The sequence below is a fragment of the Flavobacterium quisquiliarum genome (assembly GCF_019308285.1).
GTDB classification, from domain to species: domain Bacteria; phylum Bacteroidota; class Bacteroidia; order Flavobacteriales; family Flavobacteriaceae; genus Flavobacterium; species Flavobacterium quisquiliarum.
This window is the reverse complement of the sequence record NZ_WWEM01000040.1, coordinates 106,655-130,704: the sequence shown is the minus strand read 5'-3', so window position 1 is coordinate 130,704 and position 24,050 is coordinate 106,655. Positions and strand designations below refer to the sequence as shown.

General features: G+C 42.5%; 22 protein-coding genes. 11 read left to right on the top strand and 11 right to left on the bottom strand.

Annotated features, from left to right (window positions below; all coding sequences use genetic code 11):
* Positions 1-3: 3 nt before the first annotated feature.
* Together GSY47_RS24115 and GSY47_RS24110 are read right to left on the bottom strand one after the other, a co-directional pair.
* Positions 4-1,074 carry an efflux RND transporter periplasmic adaptor subunit gene (locus GSY47_RS24115; RefSeq protein ID WP_050377138.1) on the bottom strand — a complete coding sequence of 357 codons (1,071 nt, stop codon included), beginning with the start codon at positions 1,072-1,074 and terminating at the stop codon, positions 4-6.
* Between the two features lie 239 nt (positions 1,075-1,313).
* A complete protein-coding gene (locus GSY47_RS24110; RefSeq protein ID WP_066439830.1) occupies positions 1,314-1,904 on the bottom strand; it encodes a helix-turn-helix domain-containing protein in 591 nt (196 codons plus the stop codon).
* A gap of 207 nt (positions 1,905-2,111) precedes the next feature.
* Between GSY47_RS24110 and GSY47_RS24105 the strand changes: the two genes are divergently transcribed.
* From GSY47_RS24105 to dapB, 3 genes are all read left to right on the top strand, one after another.
* Complete coding sequence (locus GSY47_RS24105) at positions 2,112-2,378, top strand: hypothetical protein (RefSeq protein WP_050377136.1); 267 nt, start codon at positions 2,112-2,114, stop codon at positions 2,376-2,378.
* A gap of 117 nt (positions 2,379-2,495) precedes the next feature.
* Complete coding sequence (locus tag GSY47_RS24100; protein ID WP_219071565.1) at positions 2,496-2,735, top strand: phosphoribosylpyrophosphate synthetase; 240 nt, start codon at positions 2,496-2,498, stop codon at positions 2,733-2,735.
* Between the two features lie 11 nt (positions 2,736-2,746).
* On the top strand, positions 2,747-3,547 hold the full coding sequence (dapB, locus tag GSY47_RS24095) for a 4-hydroxy-tetrahydrodipicolinate reductase (RefSeq protein ID WP_066439833.1): 801 nt from the start codon (positions 2,747-2,749) through the stop codon (positions 3,545-3,547).
* A 61-nt stretch (positions 3,548-3,608) separates the two neighbouring features.
* On the opposite strand, the gene GSY47_RS24090 is transcribed toward dapB, so the two are convergent.
* The 9 genes from GSY47_RS24090 to GSY47_RS24050 all read right to left on the bottom strand — a co-directional run bounded on the left by GSY47_RS24090 (position 3,609) and on the right by GSY47_RS24050 (position 11,473).
* On the bottom strand, positions 3,609-4,679 hold the full coding sequence (locus tag GSY47_RS24090; RefSeq protein WP_164467814.1) for a flavin reductase family protein: 1,071 nt from the start codon (positions 4,677-4,679) through the stop codon (positions 3,609-3,611).
* A gap of 108 nt (positions 4,680-4,787) precedes the next feature.
* The gene (locus tag GSY47_RS24085; RefSeq protein WP_109568750.1) at positions 4,788-5,204 is read right to left on the bottom strand and encodes a helix-turn-helix domain-containing protein; all 417 of its coding nucleotides are present in this window, start codon (positions 5,202-5,204) and stop codon (positions 4,788-4,790) included.
* Between the two features lie 105 nt (positions 5,205-5,309).
* A complete protein-coding gene (locus tag GSY47_RS24080; RefSeq protein ID WP_066439837.1) occupies positions 5,310-5,555 on the bottom strand; it encodes a heavy-metal-associated domain-containing protein in 246 nt (81 codons plus the stop codon).
* 107 nt (positions 5,556-5,662) lie between these two features.
* Positions 5,663-6,172 (bottom strand): plastocyanin/azurin family copper-binding protein, encoded by a 510-nt coding sequence (locus tag GSY47_RS24075; RefSeq protein ID WP_066439840.1) that lies wholly within the window; start codon positions 6,170-6,172, stop codon positions 5,663-5,665.
* A 169-nt stretch (positions 6,173-6,341) separates the two neighbouring features.
* Positions 6,342-6,680 (bottom strand): four-helix bundle copper-binding protein, encoded by a 339-nt coding sequence (locus GSY47_RS24070; protein WP_066436100.1) that lies wholly within the window; start codon positions 6,678-6,680, stop codon positions 6,342-6,344.
* A 250-nt stretch (positions 6,681-6,930) separates the two neighbouring features.
* Positions 6,931-7,320 (bottom strand): hypothetical protein, encoded by a 390-nt coding sequence (locus tag GSY47_RS24065; protein ID WP_066436101.1) that lies wholly within the window; start codon positions 7,318-7,320, stop codon positions 6,931-6,933.
* 48 nt (positions 7,321-7,368) lie between these two features.
* Positions 7,369-8,319 (bottom strand): cation diffusion facilitator family transporter, encoded by a 951-nt coding sequence (locus GSY47_RS24060; protein ID WP_066436104.1) that lies wholly within the window; start codon positions 8,317-8,319, stop codon positions 7,369-7,371.
* A gap of 88 nt (positions 8,320-8,407) precedes the next feature.
* Positions 8,408-10,819 carry a heavy metal translocating P-type ATPase gene (locus GSY47_RS24055; protein ID WP_066436105.1) on the bottom strand — a complete coding sequence of 804 codons (2,412 nt, stop codon included), beginning with the start codon at positions 10,817-10,819 and terminating at the stop codon, positions 8,408-8,410.
* A gap of 90 nt (positions 10,820-10,909) precedes the next feature.
* Complete coding sequence (locus tag GSY47_RS24050; RefSeq protein WP_066436106.1) at positions 10,910-11,473, bottom strand: helix-turn-helix domain-containing protein; 564 nt, start codon at positions 11,471-11,473, stop codon at positions 10,910-10,912.
* A gap of 229 nt (positions 11,474-11,702) precedes the next feature.
* Here GSY47_RS24050 and GSY47_RS24045 point away from each other — a divergent pair, with 229 nt between their 5' ends.
* From GSY47_RS24045 to GSY47_RS24010, 8 genes are all read left to right on the top strand, one after another.
* Positions 11,703-12,548, top strand: coding sequence for an RteC domain-containing protein (locus GSY47_RS24045; protein WP_066436109.1), 846 nt, complete (start codon positions 11,703-11,705; stop codon positions 12,546-12,548).
* Between the two features lie 262 nt (positions 12,549-12,810).
* Entirely contained in the window at positions 12,811-13,164 is a 354-nt protein-coding gene (locus GSY47_RS24040) for a helix-turn-helix domain-containing protein (protein WP_109568748.1), read from the top strand.
* 11 nt (positions 13,165-13,175) lie between these two features.
* Positions 13,176-13,484: a helix-turn-helix domain-containing protein gene (locus GSY47_RS24035; protein ID WP_002978404.1), complete on the top strand. Its 309-nt coding sequence runs from the start codon at positions 13,176-13,178 to the stop codon at positions 13,482-13,484.
* An 85-nt stretch (positions 13,485-13,569) separates the two neighbouring features.
* Complete coding sequence (locus tag GSY47_RS24030) at positions 13,570-15,048, top strand: DUF3945 domain-containing protein (protein ID WP_213189188.1); 1,479 nt, start codon at positions 13,570-13,572, stop codon at positions 15,046-15,048.
* Positions 15,049-15,054: 6 nt separating this feature from the next.
* Positions 15,055-17,148: a type IA DNA topoisomerase gene (locus tag GSY47_RS24025; protein ID WP_213189189.1), complete on the top strand. Its 2,094-nt coding sequence runs from the start codon at positions 15,055-15,057 to the stop codon at positions 17,146-17,148.
* Positions 17,138-18,019 carry an ORF6N domain-containing protein gene (locus GSY47_RS24020; RefSeq protein WP_109568747.1) on the top strand — a complete coding sequence of 294 codons (882 nt, stop codon included), beginning with the start codon at positions 17,138-17,140 and terminating at the stop codon, positions 18,017-18,019. Before GSY47_RS24025 ends, GSY47_RS24020 begins: the two co-directional genes overlap by 11 nt.
* A 146-nt stretch (positions 18,020-18,165) precedes the next feature.
* Positions 18,166-18,603, top strand: a complete 438-nt coding sequence (locus GSY47_RS24015; protein ID WP_066434609.1) for a DUF1896 domain-containing protein — start codon at positions 18,166-18,168, stop codon at positions 18,601-18,603.
* Entirely contained in the window at positions 18,590-24,034 is a 5,445-nt protein-coding gene (locus GSY47_RS24010) for an N-6 DNA methylase (RefSeq protein WP_213189190.1), read from the top strand. The genes GSY47_RS24015 and GSY47_RS24010 overlap by 14 nt, the downstream gene beginning before the upstream one ends.
* Positions 24,035-24,050: the final 16 nt, after the last annotated feature.

Sequence of the window (24,050 nt, the reverse complement as noted above, 5' to 3'; positions counted from 1 at the left end):
AAATTATTCAGATTTTGGGGCTGATGCTGTTACCGATGTAGTTTGCGCTTTTACTTTCTGCCCGTCTTTCACGTTATTTTGCCCGGCAAGGATAATGGTCTGGCTTTCGTTAAGACCATCGGTTATAATAACCGCATCGCCTACGATTTTGCCCACTGTAACCCTCGTCAGCTTAGCGGTGTTGTTCTTATCTACCACGTACACGTGCGGGATTTTATCTACATTGTTGATGATGGCGGTAAGTGGTACACGTACCTGCTTAACCTTTACCGGGACGCCTGCAAGCACTTCGGTAATCATTCCCGGCATCAGCACGCCGCCCGGATTGTCCAAGCGTACTTTAAGGGTAAATGCTTTTGAAATTTCATCGGCTACGGGATTAATGATGGTGATTTTACCCGTGAAATTGCGTTGCAATGTAGGAATATTCACATCTACCTGCATCCCTTGTTTAAAGCTGCCGATTTCGCTTTCGGGTACGGCAAACTGCGCATATACCATATCTGTTTTTACAATGGTAAAGGCAGGAACGCCCGGTGCTGCCATACCGCCAACCTCGGCAGTTTTCACGGTAATTATACCATTGGTAGGCGAATGCAAACGGCTGTCGGCAATGCGCTTGCGGTTGATTTTTTTGTTGGCTTCTGCCTGCGCTACTTTGGTCTTGATGTCGATGTAATCCTTTTCAGGGAAACTTCCTTTTTTGTACAGTTCATCAAATCTTCTGAACGCATCCTGGCTCTGCTCTAAACTGGCATTGGCAATCTGCAATGCCGCTTCGTACTCGGTGGCATCAATGCTTGCAAGAAACTGTCCTTTGCTCACTCGCTGCCCCTCATTTACACCCACACTGTTAATCGTGCCGGGAACGGCAAAACTTATGGTAGTCATATTGTCGGGAACAATGGAACCCGAATAGGAAACGGATTGCTCGGTTTCCGAACTGTTGATAGTGGCTACGGTTACTACCGGAGGCTCATCTTTTAACTGTTTTTCTTCTTTTTGTTTGCAACTCTGTATCAATCCGGCTCCGATAAGGAAGAGGGATAACAAACCAATTTTACTTGTTCTCATCTTACATTTATTTTGTTACGCTTCTTTGTTTAGTTAAACTTTGAAAATTTTAAATACAGGGGCAAAGGTCGGGTTACAGCTAAGGTGCAGCTATACGAAATGACGGGTAAAAGTTGTGAAATTTACTTTTTTGATTTGGTGGTATCTGCCTGAAACAAACAGAGCTACTGATGTTTCAGTAGCTCCGATGCCTGCATTAAAAAAATAGCAAAATGCTTGGGGGATGGATTGGAAAACCCTTAATGCGGGGGTTGCGCTTCGTCCATCTGCATAGTAACGGCTTCCCCGTGTTCCTGCTTTACCTGCTTGAAATAGCTTGATGTAAAGCCCGTGTGTTTTTTCAACTGGTTGGAAAGGTATGCCTGACTGCTGTACCCCAGTACGTGGGCAATCTCGGTCAGCGACATTTCGGTATGTACCAAAAGGTCTTTTACCTTTTCAATCTTCCGACGAATGATGTACTTTTCGAGTGTAATTCCCTCCACTGAAGAGAATAAGGCACTCAATGTATCGTAGTTCTTGTGCAGCTTGCCACTGATTAAGGTTGTGAATTTGGTAGGTGTGCCGCTTTGCAGTTGCAACGTGATACCTTTCTCCACCAACTCTTTTATCCTGTTTATTGTCTTTTGGTTTTTGTCATACATCAGTTCCAAGCCGATGCCTTTCAGCATCGTTTTGATTACTCCCAACTTCTGCGAAAAGTCTGTCGTATCCTTTATGATGGCTTGCCCCAGTTTTATATCCAAAACCTCAAAACCCAAAGCTGTCAATTCCTGTTCAAGAACATAGGTACATCTATTGCACACCATTCCTTTTATTAATAGTGTCATATCTTCTAAAATGTATAAGTTCCTTTATTCAATGGTCAAAATTCTGCATTTGCCCCCGACAAACTATTATGATATTCCGGCTTTGTTTTGTGAAATTTTATGAAAATCGGTGCAGTAACATTAAATATCATAAACTAAATAAGGAAAAGTACATAGCTACTTCCGACCATCTTACGGAATTTTGTAATAGACAACATCCGTATAAAAATGAAGAACAAAAAGAGCAACGAACATCAGGTTTTAAAGGTGCTGAAAGATTACAACGCAGGTAAAAGCGGACTGGAACTTTTCGAGAAATACGGCGTTTACGGCACGAACATTTTTGAACTGAAACACAAATACAAGGATTTAGGGATGGATATTCTTGTAGAATTGGTAAATTTAAACGAAGAAAACAGCAGGCTGAAAACAATGTATGCCGAACTGTGCATACAGCACCGGAAGCTCAAAGACCTGCTGAAAGAAGATTTCTGACAGGACAGTCGGGAGCGGTAAGCAGCAATTTAAAATACTATTACTATGACAAATGTAACGTACAAATACGCTACGGTTTTGGTAGCAATACAGAACCTACGCAACGAGGGGTATAACGTGGATTTCAATCTCGAAGAGAACTGTTTAATCTGCGGCGATAACAAATATACCATTGATGATTTTGAGATTGAGCAGGTCTATCGCTATGAGGGCGAAAGCAACCCAAGCGATGAGGCTACGGTGTATGGCATTGCCTCGAAAGACGGTTTAAAAGGAATTTTGGTTACGGCTTATGGTGCTTATACCGATAGTATGAGTACGGCAATGCTCCGCAAACTGGCACTAAAAAACGATTAAGATTTTAAAGTATGATAAAAGTGTTTATAGCCGGAGCCACCGGGTGGGCAGGCTCGGCAATCGCAAAAGGTGTTTATAACGAAAAAGGAATGCAACTGGCAGGCGGCTTGTCACGCTTCAATAAACAAGAGAATTTAGCCGAAATCCTGGATTTCGGAAATGATGAAATCCCATTGTTCGGAACCATAGAAGAGGCACTGGAGCAAGTGGATTTTGATGTACTTGTCGAATTTACCAAACCAGATATTGCCAAAAAGAATATCCTGTCAGCCTTAAATAAAGGAAAAAAAGTTGTGGTGGGTACTTCGGGACTTACTAATGAAGATTATACCGAAATAGAAAAGGCAGCCAACGATAATAACACTTCAGTACTTGCCGCAGGCAACTTTGCCATTACAGCCGTCCTGCTATTCAAGTTCGCTTCTATTGCTGCGCAGTATATTCCCAATTATGAACTCATAGACTACGCAAGCCAAAACAAAGTGGATGCGCCGAGCGGCTCGGTAGCGGAACTGGCGCATCGTTTGTCGGGCATACAGCAATCGAATATTACGGTTCCCGTTAAGGACACCATTGGCAGCAAAGAAACAAGGGGTGCAGATATTGAGGGCGTACAGGTGCACGCTGTAAGGCTTCCGGGTCACGTGTTGGGTATTGAAGCCATCTTTGGAATGCCGGACGAAAAGCTGATTTTAAGGCACGATGCGGGAAACAGTGCCGAACCTTATGTAAAGGGCGCAATCCTTGCCATCGAAAAAGTAAGCACGTTCAAAGGGTTGAAAAGGGGTCTTGATGCGGTAATGGATTTCTAAAAAAACAAAGTGCAAAATAATAGCTGAAACTGATATTTTGCCTTTTTTCTATACCCGGTATTTACTGCACCGTCACACAAACATCGGCATTCATCGGGTAGCTTTGGCAAAGCAAAATTATTCCCTCTGCGATATCCTGTTCTGTCAGTGCCCCGTTATGGAGCATCCGAACTTCGCCATCGGTTTTTACTGCCCAACAAGCCCCGCAGGTTCCATTCTTACAGGAACTCGCCACTTTGATATGGTGCTCTTTCATCGCATCCAGAAGCGACTGCTTCGGCTGTACCTCAATGAGCGATGTGCATTCATACGTTTGCTTTTCCTCGTTCTCGTAGTAGTCCTCGTAATAGTTTACAATCACATCTTTAACAGTACCGTCCGTTTCCAAATCGCCCGCATTCCCCGGAACCGGGTCGAAGTATTCCAAATGGATATGGTCTTCGGGAATGTACAAGCCCGTTAAGGCATCCTGGTACAAATCCATCAGCCCGTTGGGTCCGCAGATGTAATAATGGGCTGCAGCAACATCGCCAACCAGTCTTTTAATGACCGAACGTAAAACAAGCAGATTGAACCTGCCTGCAACGTGGTTGAGTTTGGTGGAAATAAAATCAGGTGCAGTAAAGGAATAACAAATATTCAATTCTTGCGCTGCCTGCATCGCTTCCAGTTCATTCCAAAATATGGTTTCTTCCGGTGTTTTATTGCTGTACACCAGTAAGGGTATCCGATTGCTGTTTTCAACGCTTTTCAGCATTGCGTATAACGGGGAAATACCGCTACCGCCTGCCAGTAAAACAATTTGGGATTGCTCGGCTATCGGTTTTTCTAAAACAAAGCTGCCAAATGGGGCTTCTATTTCCCAGGCTTCGATGTTGTCTGCATTATTTAAGATGTAATTGCTCATCTTTCCACCTGTAACCCTTTTAATAGTAATGGCGGGAAATTCGTCAGACGGCACAGAACTGAACGAATACGAACGTATGAGCAGTTCGCCGTTTACGGTAAGCCTGATGTTGAGGTACTGACCGGGCAGGTAGGTAAACGCCTGCTGCTCCGTGTCAAAGTATAGGGTAATGGTATCTTCGGTTTCCTTTATAATTTTATGTGTTCGCCACGTGTATTTCTTCATCCCTCGGTTTTTAATGTCTTGCATTGCTGATAAAAAGAAAACCTCTGCTCCTGTACACAAAGCGAGGTTTCATAAAGACTTCTATTTAAAAGTTTGCTGTTCTGATAATTATAGTTCGTTTTGCTTTTCCTGTTGTCTTCTGATGATTTCGAGCTTGTTTTTTCGTATCTGCTTAAAATGGGCAGACGTTAATCCCGTATAGGTCATTAATTGCTCGGACAGTTCCGTCGGCTTTTGATAGCCTAACGCCTTTGCGATTTGTGACAGCGATTGCTCGGTGTACACCAGTAACTCTTTTACCTTTTCGATAATGCGCCTGATATAGATAATTTCAAGGCTCATATCATATTTAACAAGGAACAGATTGTTCAACTGGTGATAATCTGCTTTCAATTCGTTTGTAAGCTGTACGGCAAACGGTGCAGATTTACCTGTGTCCAACCTGTTCTGTATAATCCGGTCTGCTACATTGCAAACTTTCGTCATTATCTCCGAACAGTCGCCTGAATTTTGTTTCTGTAACATTGCTTTTTATTTATGGAACGAGATTTAACTGTTTCATACGCTGGGTAGCTTTGGTAAAAAATACCGGAGAAGTACTGGTGTGCTTGCTCCGGGACTGTCCAAAACTTATCCGCAGCATCCTGTTGAACAACTTGAAGCCTTTCCGCTGTCGTCGCCGCCAACTTTGTAGCCTGCTTTTTCAATCGCCTCAACCAACTCTTCTTTCACTTCGTCGTTTTCAACTGAAACAGATAATTTTCCTGCTTCCAGTTTTTCTACTTTAATGCCGTCAATGTCTTTGATTGCTCCGTTTACTCTCGACTGGCAGTGTGCACTTTGCATATCTGGTATGCTTAATTCTACATTTTTCATTTGAACTTATTTTTTATTGTGATACAAATTTCCGTATTAAACGAGGTGTTACTATTATGGTATTCCCTGTAAGATTTGTGATTTTTACTGATTTTGAAATCGCCGTGTTATTCCACGATTAATTTACCTTTCATATAGATGTAATGACCGGGAAACGAGCACAGGAAATCATACGAGCCTTTTGCCGGAGCCGTAAAGGTAATTTCTGTGGTTTGCCCACCGCCAATCATATCCGTTTTTGCGATTACGGCGTTTTCCATTCCTTTAGGTATGTAGCCGTTGTCCTTAGCATCTATCGCAGCATTGGCAAAAGTGTTGAAGTCTGTGCCCTGGGCAAGTATAACAACATTGTGCCCCATTGCCTCAATCGGTGCTTTTCCGATGTGCTTTAAAATGAGCTTTACGGTTTCGCCTGCTTTGGCTTTCAGTTCGGTTTTGTCGAATTTCATATCATCGCCGCCGCTAATGGTAATTACATTTTCGTTCCCTGTTTCTGCGGGGGCAACTGTTTCTTCTATTACAGGCTGATTGCTCTCCTGTGTGGTCTTGTCTTTTTGCTGATTGTTGTTACAGGCAGTAAATGCGATTACCGACAATGCTAACACTAACTTTTTCATTTCTATTTGAGATTTTATTTTGTTATCTGATAGTGCAAATTTCAGTACATAAGGTCACTTCCTCATTACGCTTTTCCCTGTTTGATTTGTGATATTTACTGATTGGACAGGGCACAAAAAAGAGGGCTGCAATAACCCTCTAAATTTTAAACAAAAAAAAATGCCAGTATTACGCTGCCATTTCCTCACAAGCCTTTGCACAAGCTCTGCACGCTTCTGCACATTCTTTACAATGCTCCATACCCATTGCAGCGTGTTTCTCACACTCTTCAGCACAAGCGTTGCAAATGTCAGCACATAGTTTGCAAATCTCTTTGCTAAATTTACCATCAAGACTTAATACGTTTGCTGCCGCTTGGCAAATAGCTGCACATTCCAGGTCTAACTGGATACATTTCTTTACGTGTGCAACATCATCTTCATTTAAACAAGCAATGGCACATTGGTTACAGATAGCTACGCACTTCAGGCAAGCCTCGATACACGATTGAAATTTTGTTTGTATCATAATATAAAATTTAAAAAATTAAGAAATAGATTTTATACTGTTTCTAACAAATATCAGTCCCTTGCAAAAGAAATGCTTTGTAAAATTCCTTGTTTGAATTGTAAGATTTACTGATTTGATATTTCGTAATATAAGGCTATATAAATAAAACCTACCTAATATTATTTCTGTAAAGAATTAGAATAAAAAAAACGACAGTCCCAATTAAGGAACCGCCGTTTTAGCAAACGCAATAAAGCTAAGTTCTACATTATTTTTTCAGTTTGTCGGCAGGAGGATTGTAATCAGACAATGTTGTTACCCTTACGGTATCAACCCCGGTAATATCCCAAGTGATAGGTATCATAGTCATATACTCACATTTCGGACACATATCACCCTCTGAACCTATCATTTCTTTATGACCGGGACAGCCTGTAATCAAATGTCCGTGGGCATCAATCAGCTCGCCTTTTTCGTTCCTGTCTTTTGCTGTAATTTTTTCGGCGGGTTTTTCAACCACCTGTTCCGTAGCGTGGTCGTGCCCGTCGCCCTCGGTGTGTGCGTGTCCGTCTTTTGCTGTTTTGGTATCGCCCCCGCAAGATGCTAAGAAAATCGCTAAGGAGGCAAATACGCCTATCAATAATTTGTTCACTTTCATTTCTATTTATTTTTTAGAGATTAAAAACTTGATTTTATTCCAGTAAGATTAATGATTATGATGGTCGTGTGCTGACGGTTCAGCCTTTACAATACATAGCACCGAATTATCGTGTAGATGTGCTGGTGTTTCCAACTGGATGGTAACGTGATGGATATTCATATGCTCTAATTCGTGTTCTACTTTACGAAGTAATATTTCACTTTCTTCGATAGTCATTTTTTCATTTACAACGGCGTGGCACGTAAGTGCATTCAATCCACTTGTAATTGTCCAAATATGCAGGTCGTGAATACTTTTAATACCATCGGTTTTAAGGATTTTTTCATTGACCTTATCCACTTCAACATTTTCGGGTGTGCCTTCCATCAATACGTGTACCGATGATTTAGTAACTAAATACCCACTTCTCAATACCAGTATCGAAACAATAACGCTTGCCAACGGGTCTGCCCACCCCCAACCGAAAAACATAATGAGCAACGCTGCGATAATTGCACCAACCGAACCGAGCATATCACTGATGACGTGCAGGTAGGCTCCACGCATATTGAGGTTTTCCTTTACGTCAGCACCACGCATCATTATCCAGGCTACAAGCACATTAACCAATAAGCCTACAATTGCTACAATGAGCATACCTCCTGATTGAATTTCCGGTGGGCTCTGAAAGCGTTCTATCGCCTCGTAAATGATATAAACTGAAATCAGGATAAGTGTTGCACCGTTGATAACTGCTGCAAGTATTTCAAAGCGCTTATAGCCGTAGGTCTTACTGTAATCGGCTATTTTACTGCTGAACTTAAAGGCCATCAGCGCAATGAAAAGCGATATTGCATCACTCAACATATGTCCGGCATCGGCTAATAAGGCAAGGCTGTTTGTCAGAAAACCTCCCACTACCTCCACTACCATATATGTAGTGATGATTACCAAGCTAATGGTCAGGGTCTTTTTATTCGCAGTATGCGAGTGGCTGTGTCCGTGGTCTTGTCCCATATTTACTTGTGATTATTGTTTCACTGCTGCAAATATCAGCAGCAAAACGTTTCTATCTATTTTAATATTCTTTGTGTGATTTATCGGTTTACTTCTTCCATTTCAAACGTAAACTGTTACTTACCACACTTACACTACTCAACGCCATTGCGGCTCCGGCAATCATTGGGTTTAGTAAGAAACCATTGATTGGGTAAAGAATACCTGCTGCAATCGGAATACCTATAAGGTTATAGATAAATGCCCAAAACAGGTTCTGCTTAATGGTTGATACGGTTTGTTTTGATAGTCTTATGGCTTGAGGTATTTTGGTAAGGTCTGATGAAATAATGGTCATCTTCGCCACGTCCATTGCGATATCCGAACCTTTACCCATTGCGATACTTACATCGGCAGTTGCCAGTGCTGTACTGTCATTGATACCGTCGCCAACCATTGCTACTACTTTGCCTTGCTGTTGCAGTTCTTTCACAAAATCAGCTTTGTGCTGTGGCAAAACTTCGGCTTTGTAATGCTTGATACCAGTTTGCTCGGCGATAGCTTTGGCGGTAGCCTCATTATCTCCCGTCAACATATACAGTTCGATATCCGCATCCTGCATTTCTTTGATAGCCTGTACCGATGTCTCTTTAATTTTGTCGGAAATAGCGATTACAGAAAGAGCTTGTTTACTGTTTGCAAACCATATAACGGTTTTAGACTGTGTGCCCCATTCGTCCGCCTGCTTTTGCAGTTGGTCGGCAATGGTAATGTTGTTTTCGGCTAACAGTTTTTTATTACCTACATAGTAAGTGTCGCTGTTGTAATCGGCTTTTGCGCCTTTACCTGTTATACTGTCGAAGTTTGATAATAAAGTTGTAGAAACGCCCTCCAAATTTTTCACAACGGCTTCCGCTAATGGGTGCTCCGATTGCTTTTCAATGCTCAATAAAACATCTTTCGTCGCATCGTCATTGTTCAGCCATTGGATGCCTGTAACCTGTGGTCTTCCCTCGGTAATCGTACCTGTTTTATCCAGCACGATAGCGTTTACTTTCTTCGCTAATTCCAAACTTTCCGCATCTTTAATCAGGATGCCGTTTTCTGCACCCTTACCAACGCCCACCATAATAGCGGTAGGAGTAGCCAAGCCTAAAGCACAAGGACAAGCAATAACCAATACAGTAACGGCTGCTAAAAGACCTTGTACAACACCATTCTCGCCTCCTAAGAAGAACCAAAGAATAAATGTCAGGATAGCAATACCGATTACTACCGGAACGAAAATACCTGCGATTTTATCCACCAGTTTTTGTACGGGTGCTTTACTTCCCTGTGCATCCTGCACCATTTTGATGATTTGGGCAAGCATTGTTTCTTTACCCACTTTTACCGCCTTGAACTGGAAGCTACCTTTTTGGTTGATGGTTCCGGCAAATACCTTTTCGTTTTCCTTTTTCAGTACCGGAACAGGTTCGCCGCTTAGCATACTTTCATCTACATACGAATTGCCCGATACAACTGTACCATCCACCGCAATTTTTTCGCCCGGCTTAACCAAAATAATATCGCCTGCGTTTACATCTTCGATGGCTTTTTGTCTTTCCGTGCCGTCTGCTTCTATTACGATAACCGTTTTCGGTTGCAAGCCCATCAGCTTTTTAATGGCTGATGAGGTATTGCCTTTGGCTTTTTCTTCCAATAGCTTGCCCAATAAAATAAAGGCAACGATTACGGCTGCGGCTTCAAAGTACACGTGTGCGTGTAAACCTCTTTGATGCCAAAAGTCCATAAACAGCATATTGAATACGCTGAATATATAGGCGATACCTGTACTCAATGCGACAAGTGTGTCCATATTGGCAGAACGGTGTTTCGCCTGCTTCCACGCATTGATAAAGAAGTCTTTACCTAACCATAAAACTACCGGAGTGGCGAATGCCCACATTATTTCATTACCGTAAGGCATATCCATAAAGAACATACCGATAATGACCACCGGTAGCGATAGGATTACTGCCCAAATGGTTTTGTTTTTAAGTTTTCTGAATTTTTCGGCGTGGATAGCTTCTAAAGTTTCCTGTTGCTTGCTCTCGTCTTCGAGCAATAGGTCATAACCGCCGTCCTGTACCGCTTTCCTGATTTGCTCGGAATTGGTTATATTCGGCAGGAATTCAACGTTGAGGTTTCCCGTACCGTAATTCACTTCGGCACTTACTACGCCCGGCGTATATTTTGCCATACTCTCGGCACTGCCTGCACAAGATGCACAGGTCATACCTAAAACGGGATAAGTCTTTTTAACAGTGGGAACGCCGTAGCCTAAATCTTTAATTGCTTTTACAGCTTCGCCTACTACCTCGTTATCATTAACGGTAATAGCCGCCCTGCGGTTATTTAGCTCTACTTTGTGGGTTTCTACGCCTTTTACCTGTGCCAGTCCTTTTTCGACGATTAATGCACAGTGCTCGCTTTCTACATCCTCTAAAGGAATGTAAATTGTTTCTTTATTGGTTGCCATATCTCGATTGCTTTATTTTCATAATGCAAAGGTGGCAACAATAAAGAGGAGTTCTATTGTGAAATTCTGGGTTTGATTTGTAAGATTTACTTAAACCTTATCCAGTGGCTTGCGCTTGTCTTCCCTTATCTGCTTGAAATGGCTCGGTGTAAGCCCTGTTACTTTCTTGAACTGGTTGCTCAAATATGCCACGCTCGAATAATTCATACGGTCGGCAATCTCGCTTAACGACAGCTCATCGTACACCAACAGTTCTTTTATCTTTTCTACTTTCTGTGCGATAAAGTACTTCTCAATGGTCGTACCCTCAATATCGGAAAACAGGTTGCTAAGGTAGTTGTAATCGTGGTGCAGCGCATCGCTCAACACATCCGAAAGATTGGTTTTCGCATCGTTGTCCTGATGGTGCACCAGGTCAATGATAACGTTCTTTATTTTCTCAATCATCCGGCTCTTCTTGTCGTCGATGACCTGAAAACCCAAAGGGTCTAAAACGTTTTCCAATGCCTCACGCTCTGCTGTGGTTAAATCTTTTTTAAGGATTATTTCGCCCAGTTTTATATTGGTAGCCTCTATGCCGAGTTTGTCGAGTTCGTTCTGAACTACGAGAATACAACGGTTGCAGACCATATTTTTGATAAATAATGTACTCATATTTCGCTAAATCACAATTCATTTTGTTGCATCAATACGCAACCACAAATTTAAGATTAAAAATTAAGTATTTATTGATTATGAGTGACTAAGTGATGCAAACGACGGTTTTCATAGGGGAAAATAGCTAAAATATTCCCCATTGTAGGGGAATATTGGCGGTTAAAGTGCTGTTTATTAATAACATTTGCTAAGGTACTCTGATATTGATAACGTAATCCTCCCTACTATGAGAAAGTTATTAGGAACTATTGTTACCGAAATTCAGGAGCAGGAACGGAAACTGTCAATTACGTGCTCGGGGCTAATTGAAGAGGCTTTTCAAATGACGGTCTTTCTTCAGGAGCTATTGGTTTCGGCAAAAGAATGTGTGCTAAGTTCGGAATTTGAGAACGATGCAAAAGAGATTGAGTTCTTTAAAATGATTAAGCCCCAAATCCTGGGCAAACTCATCTATTATAACAAGCTCTACCGGATAGAAACCTCGTGCCCGGTCAATAACGGGAAAATATATCATAACTATTTCTCGAACCATTTAACGGAGCTAAAGATTGAGTTTAGGGAACACATCTGCAACTCCCATTTTTATCGCTACTACCGTTCGGGCAGGGTGGATAAAGACCACGAATATTTTAAGCGTGGGCAGATAAACTACCTCGATGGGCTTAATAGTTACGTATTTGAAATCGACCCGCAATTCTCTACCTATTACGATTACAAAGTAGCCCGCATCCTCGCCAACGACCTCTTATACGCCTACCTCTTAACCAAAATCAGCCCCGAAGAAAATTCCGATACATTTTTCAGTAGCGCCAGCGAAATTAAAGAGCTATCCTGGACGGACAGCAAGAATGCTCTGATTGAGCTAACGTATGCCCTCTACGCATCAGGTGCTATTTCAGGAGGTAAGTTAGGCATCCGGAAGCTCACTGCTATTTCACAAGTGTTGTTCCGAATACCACTGACCGATGTGCATCACGCATTCCACCGTATGAAAACCCGTGCAGGCTCTCGCACCTTGTTTTTAGACCAGTTGAAACAAGCACTGGAAGAATATATGGATAAAGACTTATAAACACTCCATCAATAAAGGCTTTGAAAGCAATACGCATTCCGTATTGCTTTTTTTTGTGCCTGCGTTCGCCAATATATGGCAATTGGCGAACGGGCATATTTCCTTATCCCAAAATCGGAAAATCTGCCGAAACGCTTATTTAATAAGGCTTTCCGGCAAATTGTAAAATTTTCAAAAAACCGCTTTTTCAATTGGCAAGCATTGGCGGACAAACACTGCCACAATTCTGAATTTTGCCCTGTGAACATTAAACGACAGCGCAATGAATATAATAACAGTTGACGAAGAAGTGTGGCAGCACCTTAACGAACGGTTGAAAGCCATTAGCGAATATATCCTGAAACTGGAAGATACAAGCTATGATAGTTTGTGGCTCAACAATCACGAAGTCTGCCAGTACCTCCACATCAGCGAAAAAACATTGTGGCGTATGCGCACCAACGGGCAGATAGCCTTTTCAAAAATGTACGGGCAGTATTACTATACGATTGGTGCTATCAAGGAAATGCTTAACGCCAATGCCGTACAAACTACCGATGAGTATGTGGAGCAGCTTATGGCGAAAGGCAAAAGCTACATTAAACAAGGCAGAAAGCTAAAATCAGGTAATAAGTAAAAGTTTTGGGTATGAATATCGACAAAATGGAATTTGTGGCGTGGATGGAACGCATAATGGATAGGCTTGACATTCTCGGCAACCACATAGACGATTTACAAAAGAAGCGCAATAGCATAGACGGAGAAGAATTACTGGATAATCAGGATTTATTACAAATGCTGAAAATCAGCAACCGTTCCCTGCAACGGTATCGCTCCATCGGTAAGCTGCCTTACTATACCATCAGCGGAAAATTGTATTACAAACTATCCGATGTGCATCAGTTCATCAGGGAAAGTTTTAACCCGCCTTTGCCCAAACTGGATGCCAATAAGTGACAAACACTGCCTTTGAGTGCCACATAGTGCAATACGGTGCAGGCTTCCTTTACATTCGACAGCGAACTTTTAAAATTTTCAGAATATGAGTGAAGAAACAACTAATAAACAGGAAATGCCCGAACAGCTTTCGGACATATTACTCGTACTGGATAAAGAAAAAATGAAAATCCAGGCAGTGAAGAGTATCGACGAAAACGGGAAAATGGAAACCGTCGAACCCACGAAGAAAAACCAAAACCAGTTTATGCGTGTGGACAAAAGCGGCGATTTCTTTTCCAACTTCTTTTCCAATTTTTTCAGCCAGTTAAAGAACCCTACAAACTTTACTTTCTTCAAAGTACCCGCCCCTATTGCTGCTGAAAAAGCACAGGAATTACAAAAGCACGTAGATAAGCCCACTCCCGATGGCGAGAAAGTGCTGAAAGAACTCGAAGTAAAGGCAGAACCGCAACAGGACAAAAAACAAGAAAATCAAAATAATATGGCAACAGCACAAACAACAACGGAAACGAGTGAATATCGCTACAAGCCGGAGCAGATTGATTGGGACACAATGAAAAACCTCGGATTAAGCAAAGAGTATCTTGAAAAAAGAAACCTGCTTGACCCTCTATTAAGAGGTTACAAAACCAATGAACTCTTACCGATAGGCATTAACCTCGGCGGTTCTATTCTGCGCACGGATGCCCGCTTGTCTTTACAGCAAGCGGAAGACGGTAATGTTATCGTGGCAATACACGGTATCAAAAAAGAGCCTAACCTCCATTTTGAGTTTTTCGGTCACAAGTTTACGGACGAAGACAAGAAAAACCTGCTTGAAACGGGCAATATGGGGCGTGTAGTCAATTTGGTAAATTCTAAAACGGGCGAACTGATGCCGTCTATTATCAGCATTGACAGGCTTACCAATGATGTAGTGGCATTGCGAACTGATTTCATAAAAATACCTGATGAGTTAAAAGGTGTGAAACTGAATGACGAGCAAAAGCAAACCTTAATGGAAGGCAAACCGCTTTATCTGCAAGGTATGATTTCTACCAAAGGAACAGAGTTTTCTGCAATGGTACAGTTTAATGCGGACAAACGATATGTAGAGTTCCTGTTTGACAGAAGCAATAACCATCAGCAGGCGCAAACCAACCAACAAACCAATCAACAGGGCAATCAGCAGAATAATCAGCAAAGCCAACCGCAGGAAGCTCCGAAAACTTTCAGGGGCAAAGAACTGGACGATGAGCAGTACAACAAATTCAAAGCCGGGCAAACCATATATGTGGAATTGAAAGATAAAAAAGACCAACCCTACAAGGGTTATATCACTTTCGACAAAGATACCGGAAAGACCAACTTTGAATTTCCCGGTCAGTATAAAGCACGGGTAGAAACTGCCGAAACCCATAAAACACAGACTGCCGTTAATTCAGAGGGTAAGACCAATGAAGCAACCAAGAACATCAAAGAGCCTTTGAAGTCCGGGCAACAAAGACCGAAAAATGAAAAGCAGCAGGAACAACAAGAAAAACCCGAAACTCCTGCAAAATCCAAAGGCAGAAAAATGTAATACAGTATGAAAACAATTATAGCAGAAAAACCAAGCGTAGCAAGGGAGATAGCCGGCTTGTTGGGAGCATCTGAAAAAAAGGACGGCTACCTGACAGGTAACGGCTATTTTGTTACGTGGGCATTCGGTCATTTAATAGGACTGGGAATGCCCGAAGATTATGGGATTACGGGATTTGACAAAGCCGCTTTGCCTATATTGCCTAACCCGTTTTTATTGACCGTTCGCAAAGTCAAAAAAGATAAAGGCTATACTGCCGATGCTGGCGCATTAAAGCAACTGAAAGTAATCAAAGAATTGTTCAATAAAAGCGATAGCATTATCGTGGCGACAGATGCAGGTCGTGAGGGCGAACTCATTTTTAGGTACATTTATGAATACCTGAAATGCAACAAGCCGTTTGAACGCCTTTGGATTAGTTCGCTTACAGAAAAGGCAATTAGGCAGGGCTTTGACAACCTTAAAAACGGAAAAGAATTTGACGGGTTATATCAGGCTGCACAAGGCAGAAGCCGTGCCGATTGGCTTGTAGGCATCAACGCTACACAGGCGTTGAGCATTGCCGCAGGCAATGGTATTTACTCGCTCGGAAGAGTGCAAACTCCGACGTTGGCTTTGATATGCAAACGCTATCTCGAAAACAAAAATTTCTCTGTAAAGAAATATTGGCAGATACAATTGCTACATCACAAAGCACAGGTTGATTTCAAAAGTATTTCCGTTACCAAGTGGGATGAAAAGCATCTTGCTGATGATACGCTGAAAGCCATTCAGCGCAATGAAATTGCAACCGTTACATCGGTAGAAACCAAAAGCGTTACAGAACAACCGCCCTTGCTTTTTGATTTGACGGGCTTGCAAAAAGAAGCCAACAAAAGGCTGAAATTATCTGCTGAAGCAACGCTCAATATTGCGCAAAGCCTGTACGAAAAGAAGTTTATTACTTATCCCCGTACCGGAAGCAAATACATACCCGAAGATATGTGGGCAGAAATTCCCAACCTTGTGCGGGCATTGCAGAACCGTGAAGATTGCAAACAAGCCCTTACCAAAATCAAATGGGGACGGTTCAATAAACGTATCGTGAATGACCTCCGTGTAACGGACCATCACGGTTTATTGATTACCGACAAAGTGCCGTCTGTACTGAATGCAGATGAAGATAAGATTTACAATATGATTGCACTTCGCCTGCTCGAAGCCATATCACAAGCCTGTGTCAAAGAGATAACCGATGTATCATTGCAGGTGTTGCACTACGATTTTACGGCAAAAGGTTGTAAAATTCAGGAAGCAGGTTGGCGTTCCATCAAAGGAAGTTTTACCGATGATGGCGAAGAGCCAGTGCAGGAACTACCCGAACTGACTAAAGGCGATGAACTCAAAATAAAAGAAGCTGCCGTTTTGGAAAAGCAGACCAAACCACCAGTCCTTTATACCGAAGCCGGGCTTCTATCGGCTATGGAAACCGCCGGAAAAGAAATTGAAAACGAGGAAGAACGGAAAGCCCTGAAAAATATTGGTATTGGTACTCCGGCTACAAGAGCCGCCATTATCGAAACCTTGTTTACCCGTAATTATATCCAAAGGGATAAGCGTTCTTTAATACCTACAGAAAAAGGATTGCAGGTGTACGGGCTTGTTAAAGAACGCAAGATTGCAGATGTAGCTATGACCGCAGAATGGGAACTGGCATTGCAGAAAATTGAAAACAACGAAGCGGATGCCGGAGCATTTCAAAAGGAAATGGAAACCTATGCGAAATCTATTACCGATGAACTGCTGCAAACTTCTATTGCAAATACTAATCAGCCAAAATTGACCTGTCCGAAATGCAAAAGTCAGCAACTCATCATTCGTGACAAGATTGTGAAATGTTCTGATGAGGCTTGTAATTGGGTGCAGTTCCGTACCGTCTGCGGGGTACAAATCAGTATCGAAAATATTGTAAGCCTTATCAATAAGGGTAAAACGGCTTTAATCAAAGGAATGACGAGCAAAGCCGGAAAGAAATTCGATGCTTATATCGTGCTGAAAGAAAATGCAGAAACCTCCTTTGAGTTTGAAAAAAACAAAAGCAATAAGCGTAATGGAAAATAAATCGTCTATTATACCCAAAGAAATAAGGAACCTGATTTATACTATTCGGGGCAAACAAGTAATGTTGGATAGTGACCTTGCTGCCTTGTATCAGGTGGAAACAAAGAACCTCAACAAAGCCGTAAAACGGAATATCGAGCGTTTTCCTGCTTCGTTCTGCTTTCAACTGACTGAAAAGGAAGTTGAAAACTTGAGGTTCCAATTTGGAACCTCAAGTTTAAATTACGGTGGCAGACGTTATTTACCCTATGCTTTTACCGAACAGGGGGTTGCAATGGCATCTGCCATACTCCGTTCGGACATAGCGGTAAGAATGAGTGTTCAAATAATGGAAGCCTTTGTAGAAATGCGGCGTATGCTCATTAGCAATGCTTCTTTGTTTCATCGGCTAGATAATATTGAATTGAAACAACTGGAAGCCGACCAAAAATTTGAAGAGATTTTTAAGGCTTTGGAAAGCGACAAGCTGCACAGCGAAAAAGGTATCTTTTACAACGGACAGGTTTTTGATGCCTATGCTTTTGTTTCTGATATTATCCGTAGTGCCGGAAGTTCCATTATCCTGCTTGATAATTATGTGGATGATACGGTGCTTACTTTATTGGGTAAGCGCAATGATAATGTAACTGCCACTATCCTTACCAAAAGTATCAGTCACCAGTTACGGTTGGATTTACAACGCTACAACAGCCAATATACTGTAATAGATATTGAGATTTTCTCCGATGCCCACGACCGTTTTTTAATTATTGACAATACAGAGCTTTACCATATAGGGGCATCGCTCAAAGACCTGGGCAAAAAATGGTTTGCCTTTTCTCGAATGGATATTGAAGTCGGCAGGATGCTCCAAATCCTTAACAAGCCATAAAAATGAACCTCTGAATTTTTCAGAGGTTTTTTATTGTCCATTACGCCAAATACCGCCTCTCAAAGCCAAACCCTGCAACATTCACAAAGGCATTTGCTTTCGCTTATAATTTTAGGATTTAAGTAAAATTCTAAACAAAATATAGTATGGACGTACAGCAAAAAGACCTATCGTATTTCAGATTACGACTGCAAGAATTATTAAACAGCAGCTTCCCCGAAAAGGTACACGACCAAAAATTTATAGACCAACGGTCTTCGTGGGCTGCCAACGCTTATGAGGGGGCGTTCCGGTCGGGAAACGCCTTAGAGCAATGCAATGAAATAGCTAATTACATATTGTTTGAGGGCTTACACTTCTCCAAGTTCGACACGGTTTTTAAAGTGGTATGCAATGAGTTTGATACCATAATGGCAGATGAGGAACTGCGACCGTTCGCCCTGAAAATGTTTCCTGTTTGCGAACCTGTATTTGCAGGATATGAATTAACCGATGATTTCATCCACGGGTTTGAGTTCGATTTACTCTATACCGAACTGACCGGAACCATCGCAATATGGATTGAGGAAAATGGGCTTCAGTAAGCGGTTCCATCTCCAACAGAATATTGATGCCCTGCGAATTGTTTTTAAACTGGAAAAGGAGAAACGGCAAGCCACCGTAGGCGAAAGACTGCTAATGATGCAATACAGCGGATTTGGCGGTCTTAAATTCGTTCTGAACCCCTTTGAAAATGAAATAGACATCAATAATTGGAGAAAAACGGAACACGACCTCTTTCCGATTACGCAGGAACTCCACCAACTACTCAAAGAAAATTCCGAAGACGATAAGCAATACCGCAGGTATGTGGATAGTATGAAAAGTTCTGTTTTAACGGCTTTTTATACCCCGCCAGAGGTCATAGATGCCATTTCATCAGCCTTGCGGGATAGCGGTCTGCATATTGATAAATTCCTCGAACCCTCCGCAGGTATCGGCTCATTCATACAATCCTTTTCGGAAAGTCAAAAAGCCAATGTTACTGCCTATGAAAAGGACTTGCTGACAGGCAAGATTTTAAAGCAGCTCTATCCCGAAAGCAATGTACGTGTAAGCGGTTTTGAGGAAATTCCCGAAAGGGAACAAAACAGCTATGATGTAGTAGCCAGTAACATTCCTTTTGGCGATACTTCCGTATTCGACCTTTCTTATTCCCGAAGCAAGGACAATGCAAAAATACAGGCTGCCCGAAGCATACACAATTACTTCTTTCTGAAAGGTGCTGATATGCTCCGTGAGGGTGGTTTGTTAGTTTATATCACTTCACAAGGCATATTGAACAGCCCTAAAAACGAACCCATACGCAGGGCGTTAATGCAGGATAATAATTTGGTATCGGTTGTAAGATTACCTAACAACCTGTTTACAGAATATGCAGGTACGGAAGTGGGAAGCGACCTGATTATCCTGCAAAAAAATACGGCAAAAGAAAATCTGACCGACAGGGAAGATCTGTTTTGCCGAAGCAATCCAACCGAATACAATACACCAGGCAATGCCTTGTTTCAAAACAGTGCAAGGATTGTGCATACAGACTACAAATTAGATACTGACCCATACGGACAGCCTGCCTTAATCTATACGCATAAAAATGGTGTTGATGGGATTGCCAAAGATTTGAAACAAATGCTTTCCGAAGATTTCGGTAAGCATCTGAATTTGGGTTTATACAAAGGCAAACGGAACGATGAGCCTATTATACAAATTCCGATTGAGCCAAAGGTTATACCTCCGGTAATAGAGCCTGTAACCATTCGGCAAAAACTACAACCCGAACCAACTCCGGTAGTCCGTCAGGAAAGCCCGCAGGAATTGAAACAACTAAGCATTTTCGACCTGTTTGAAAGTGCGGGCGAACCTGTTGCCGTAATTGCGTTACCCAAAAGAACTACCCGAAGCAAAAAGCAAAGCACCCGAAAAAGCAGAGATACAATAGGTCGCCAAACCGATCTGTTCAGTGGTGCATTGCAGCAAACCTATATACCGCCAAAAACCAACGGTACTGCTAACGGTACTCCAAAGATAAACAGCAAAAATCAGGAAGCAATTGGCGACCTGTTTTCACAAATAAACGGGAATGGCCAGACTGATAAGTCAGCCGTTCCCAATGCCATTAATAACGCCATTCCCGAACCTACCCCGTATAGTGGCGAACTGCAATCATTCCACCGTAATGATTGCCTTGTTGCGGATAATGGTTGGGTTGGTTATCTGCAAGATGTCGAAAGAAACGAAGAAAAATCATCAGCAACCTTTCATACATTGCAATTACCGACTTTACAAAAAGCAAGAGCCGAAGCCTATATTGCCGTAAGGGACAGTTATATTAACCTCTATCAAAAAGAAGCTGAAAGGCAAACCGAACACAAGGAAGAACGGGAAACGCTGAACCTCCTTTATGATGCCTTTACTAAAAAATACGGCAATCTGAATGCTGCCGACAATGCCAAGCTCATAAAGACAGACAGCGCAGGTAAGGAAATACCGTATCTGGAGCGTATTATCGGGGGCGTAATTCACAAAGCAGATATATTCAGCCGCCCCGTTAGTTTTTCTACTACCACATTAGCAACCGACAATCCCGAAGAGGCTTTAGCGTCATCGCTGAACAAATACGGAAGCGTGGATTTGGATTTTATGTCCGAAATCAGCAGCCTGCCTGCCTATACGCTGAAAGAAGCCTTGCACGGGCGGTTGTTCTACAATCCGCTACAACAGGAATATGAAATTGCTGAACGGTGGATAGCGGGCAATGTTGTTGAGAAAGCAAATGATGTACGAGCATATCTCGAAAACAATCCTGATGATAAGGAAGCCAAAGAAAGCCTTACCGCTTTAGAAGAAGCCCGACCAAGACGGATTGAATTTGAGGAACTTGATTTTAACCTCGGTGAACGGTGGATACCCACGGGAATTTATGCCCGGTTTGCTTCGCATTTGTTTGATGCCGATGTACTGGTTCATTATTCGGAAAGCTCCGACGACTTTTCCGTAAAGTGTCATCAGGGCAATATGCACATTTGGGAAAAATATGCAGTCAAGGCAGAAAGCCGAACATTTGATGGTATTGCGCTGCTCAAACACGCCCTTGTCAATACCACGCCGGATATTACCAAAAAAGTAATGGTTGGCGACCAAGAGGTCAAGGTACGGGATATGGAAGCCATACAAATGGCGAACACCAAGATTGATGAAATCCGTACCGCCTTTACCGACTGGCTACACGCACAGAACGATGAGTTTAAAAACAGGCTGACCGACCAATACAACGATACCTTTAACTGTTTTGTTCGCCCGAACTATGACGGCAGCCATCAGGACTTTCCGGGATTAGACCGAAAGGCAGCAGGTATTGAAGACCTGTATTCAAGCCAAAAGGACACCGTTTGGATGATAAAACTGAACAACGGCGCTATCTGCGACCACGAAGTAGGTGCAGGAAAAACGCTGATAATGTGTACAGCAGCACAGGAAATGAAGCGGTTGGGCTTAGCCCATAAACCAATGATAATTGGGCTGAAAGCGAATATACCTGCCATTGCTGAAGACTACCGCAAAGCCTATCCACACGCTAAAATCCTTTATCCAGGTATTGATGATTTTACACCTCAAAAACGCCTCCGGATTTTCGGGGATATTAAAAACAACGATTGGGATTGTGTGATACTCACGCACGACCAGTTCGGAATGATACCGCAATCGCCCGAAATACAAAAGGAAATCCTCGAAATAGAATTAGACAGCGTAGAGCGCAACCTCGATGCCCTGCAATCGCAAGGTAAGGAAGTAACAAGAGGGATGCTTGCGGGTGTAATCAAAAGGAAAGAAAATCTTGAAGTAAAACTGAAAACACTCCAACACGATATTGAAAACCGCAAGGATGATATTGTGGACTTCAAAATGATGGGTATAGACCATTTGTTTGTGGACGAAAGCCACCAGTTCAAAAACCTGATGTTCAACACCCGTCATACAAGGGTAGCCGGACTGGGTAATGTGGACGGGAGCCAAAAGGCACTTAACCTGCTCTTTGCTATCCGCACCATTCAGGAGCGAACCAATGCGGATATGGGTGCAACCTTTCTTTCAGGTACAACCATCAGCAATTCCTTAACAGAACTGTACCTGCTGTTCAAATACCTGCGCCCTCGTGCATTGGAAAAACAGGGCATTCATTCTTTTGATGCGTGGGCAGCTATCTATGCAAGGAAAACGACCGATTATGAATTTTCGGTAGCCAATAATATAGTCGCTAAAGAGCGTTTCCGCTACTTCATCAAAGTGCCGGAACTGGCACAGTTCTATTCTGAAATCACAGATTACAGGACGGCAAAGGATATTGGTATTGACCGCCCCGAAAAGAATGAGGTATTGTACAATATACCGCCAACGCCCGACCAAGAAGATTTTATCCAAAGCCTGATGCAGTTTGCTAAAACGGGCGATGCTACTTTGCTCGGAAGATTACCGTTATCGCAAAGGGAAGAAAAAGCAAAGATGCTCATTGCTACGGACTACGCCCGTAAGATGTCCCTTGATATGCGAATGGTAAGCGGAATGTATGACGACCATCCCGACAACAAGGCTTCGCATTGTGCGGCAAATATTGCCAAGTATTACAACCAGTTTAATGCACAAAAAGGAACACAGTTCGTTTTCTCTGATTTGGGAACCTACAAGCCAGGCGAATGGAATGTGTACTCCGAAATAAAACGCAAGCTCGTGGAAGACCACGGCATACCTACAAACGAAGTAAGGTTTATTCAGGAAGCCAAAAATGATAAGCAGCGTAAAGACCTCATCAACGGAATGAACGAGGGTAAAATCCGTGTGCTGTTCGGCTCTACCAGTATGTTGGGAACGGGTGTTAATGCACAGAAAAGAGCCGTTGCCGTTCATCATTTAGATACGCCGTGGCGACCGAGCGACCTTGCACAAAGGGACGGGCGGGCTATCCGAAAAGGCAACGAGATAGCCAAATTCTTCGCTGATAATAAAGTTGCTGTGATTATCTATGCCGTTGAAAAATCTTTGGATAGTTATAAGTTCAACCTGCTGTATAACAAGCAACTTTTTATCGACCAGTTAAAGACTAATAACCTAAGCAAAAGAACGATTGATGAGGGAAGTATGGACGAAAAATCGGGAATGAACTTTTCGGAATATGTGGCAATCCTATCAGGAAATACAGACCTGTTGGATAAAGCCAAACTTGAAAAGCAGATTGCCGGATTGGAAAGCGAAAAGCAGGCGTTTAACCGTTCTAAATCCAGTGCCAAATTTAAGGTGCAGGATTATACGGAAATGTTGCAAAGTACCCAATCCCGTTTGAACCGGATGAGTACAGACTGGGAAAACTTGCAGCAACGCCTACAAAAGCATTCAGACGGAACAATCGCAAATCCGGTGCTGTTGGATGGCTTACCGCCGAATGCAAACCCGAAACAAATCGGTACGAAACTCAACCAGATTGCGGATAAAGCTCGTACCGCAGGGCGATATGAAGAAATCGGCAGCTTGTATGGTTTTACGCTGTTGGTTAAAACTGAAATCTCTGAAAAAGAGGGAGCAGATATTAGGGTAAACCGTTTTTTGGTTCAGGGCGAGGGCAACATCAAATACACCTACAACAACGGCATAATGGCGAAAGACCCTGAAACCGCAGCAATGAATTTTTTGAGGGCTTTAGAAAAGCTGCCGGGCTTTATTAAGCAGGAGCAGGAGAAAATTTCTGAAATACAAAAAGACCTGCCCATACTTCAGGAAGTGGTTAACGGTACGTGGGCTAAGGAAAGCCGATTGAGCGAACTTAAAACGGAACTGGCTGCTGTTGAGAGGAAAATACAGCTATCCATTACACCGGAAACAAAAGCAGATACTCCGGAACAAGTGGAAAAGCAGAAAGAAACCCCAATGGTTCAGGAAAGCATTGTACGGGCAAAAGGTATTCATATACCTCGTGGTATATTGTAGTAATATAGCATACGGG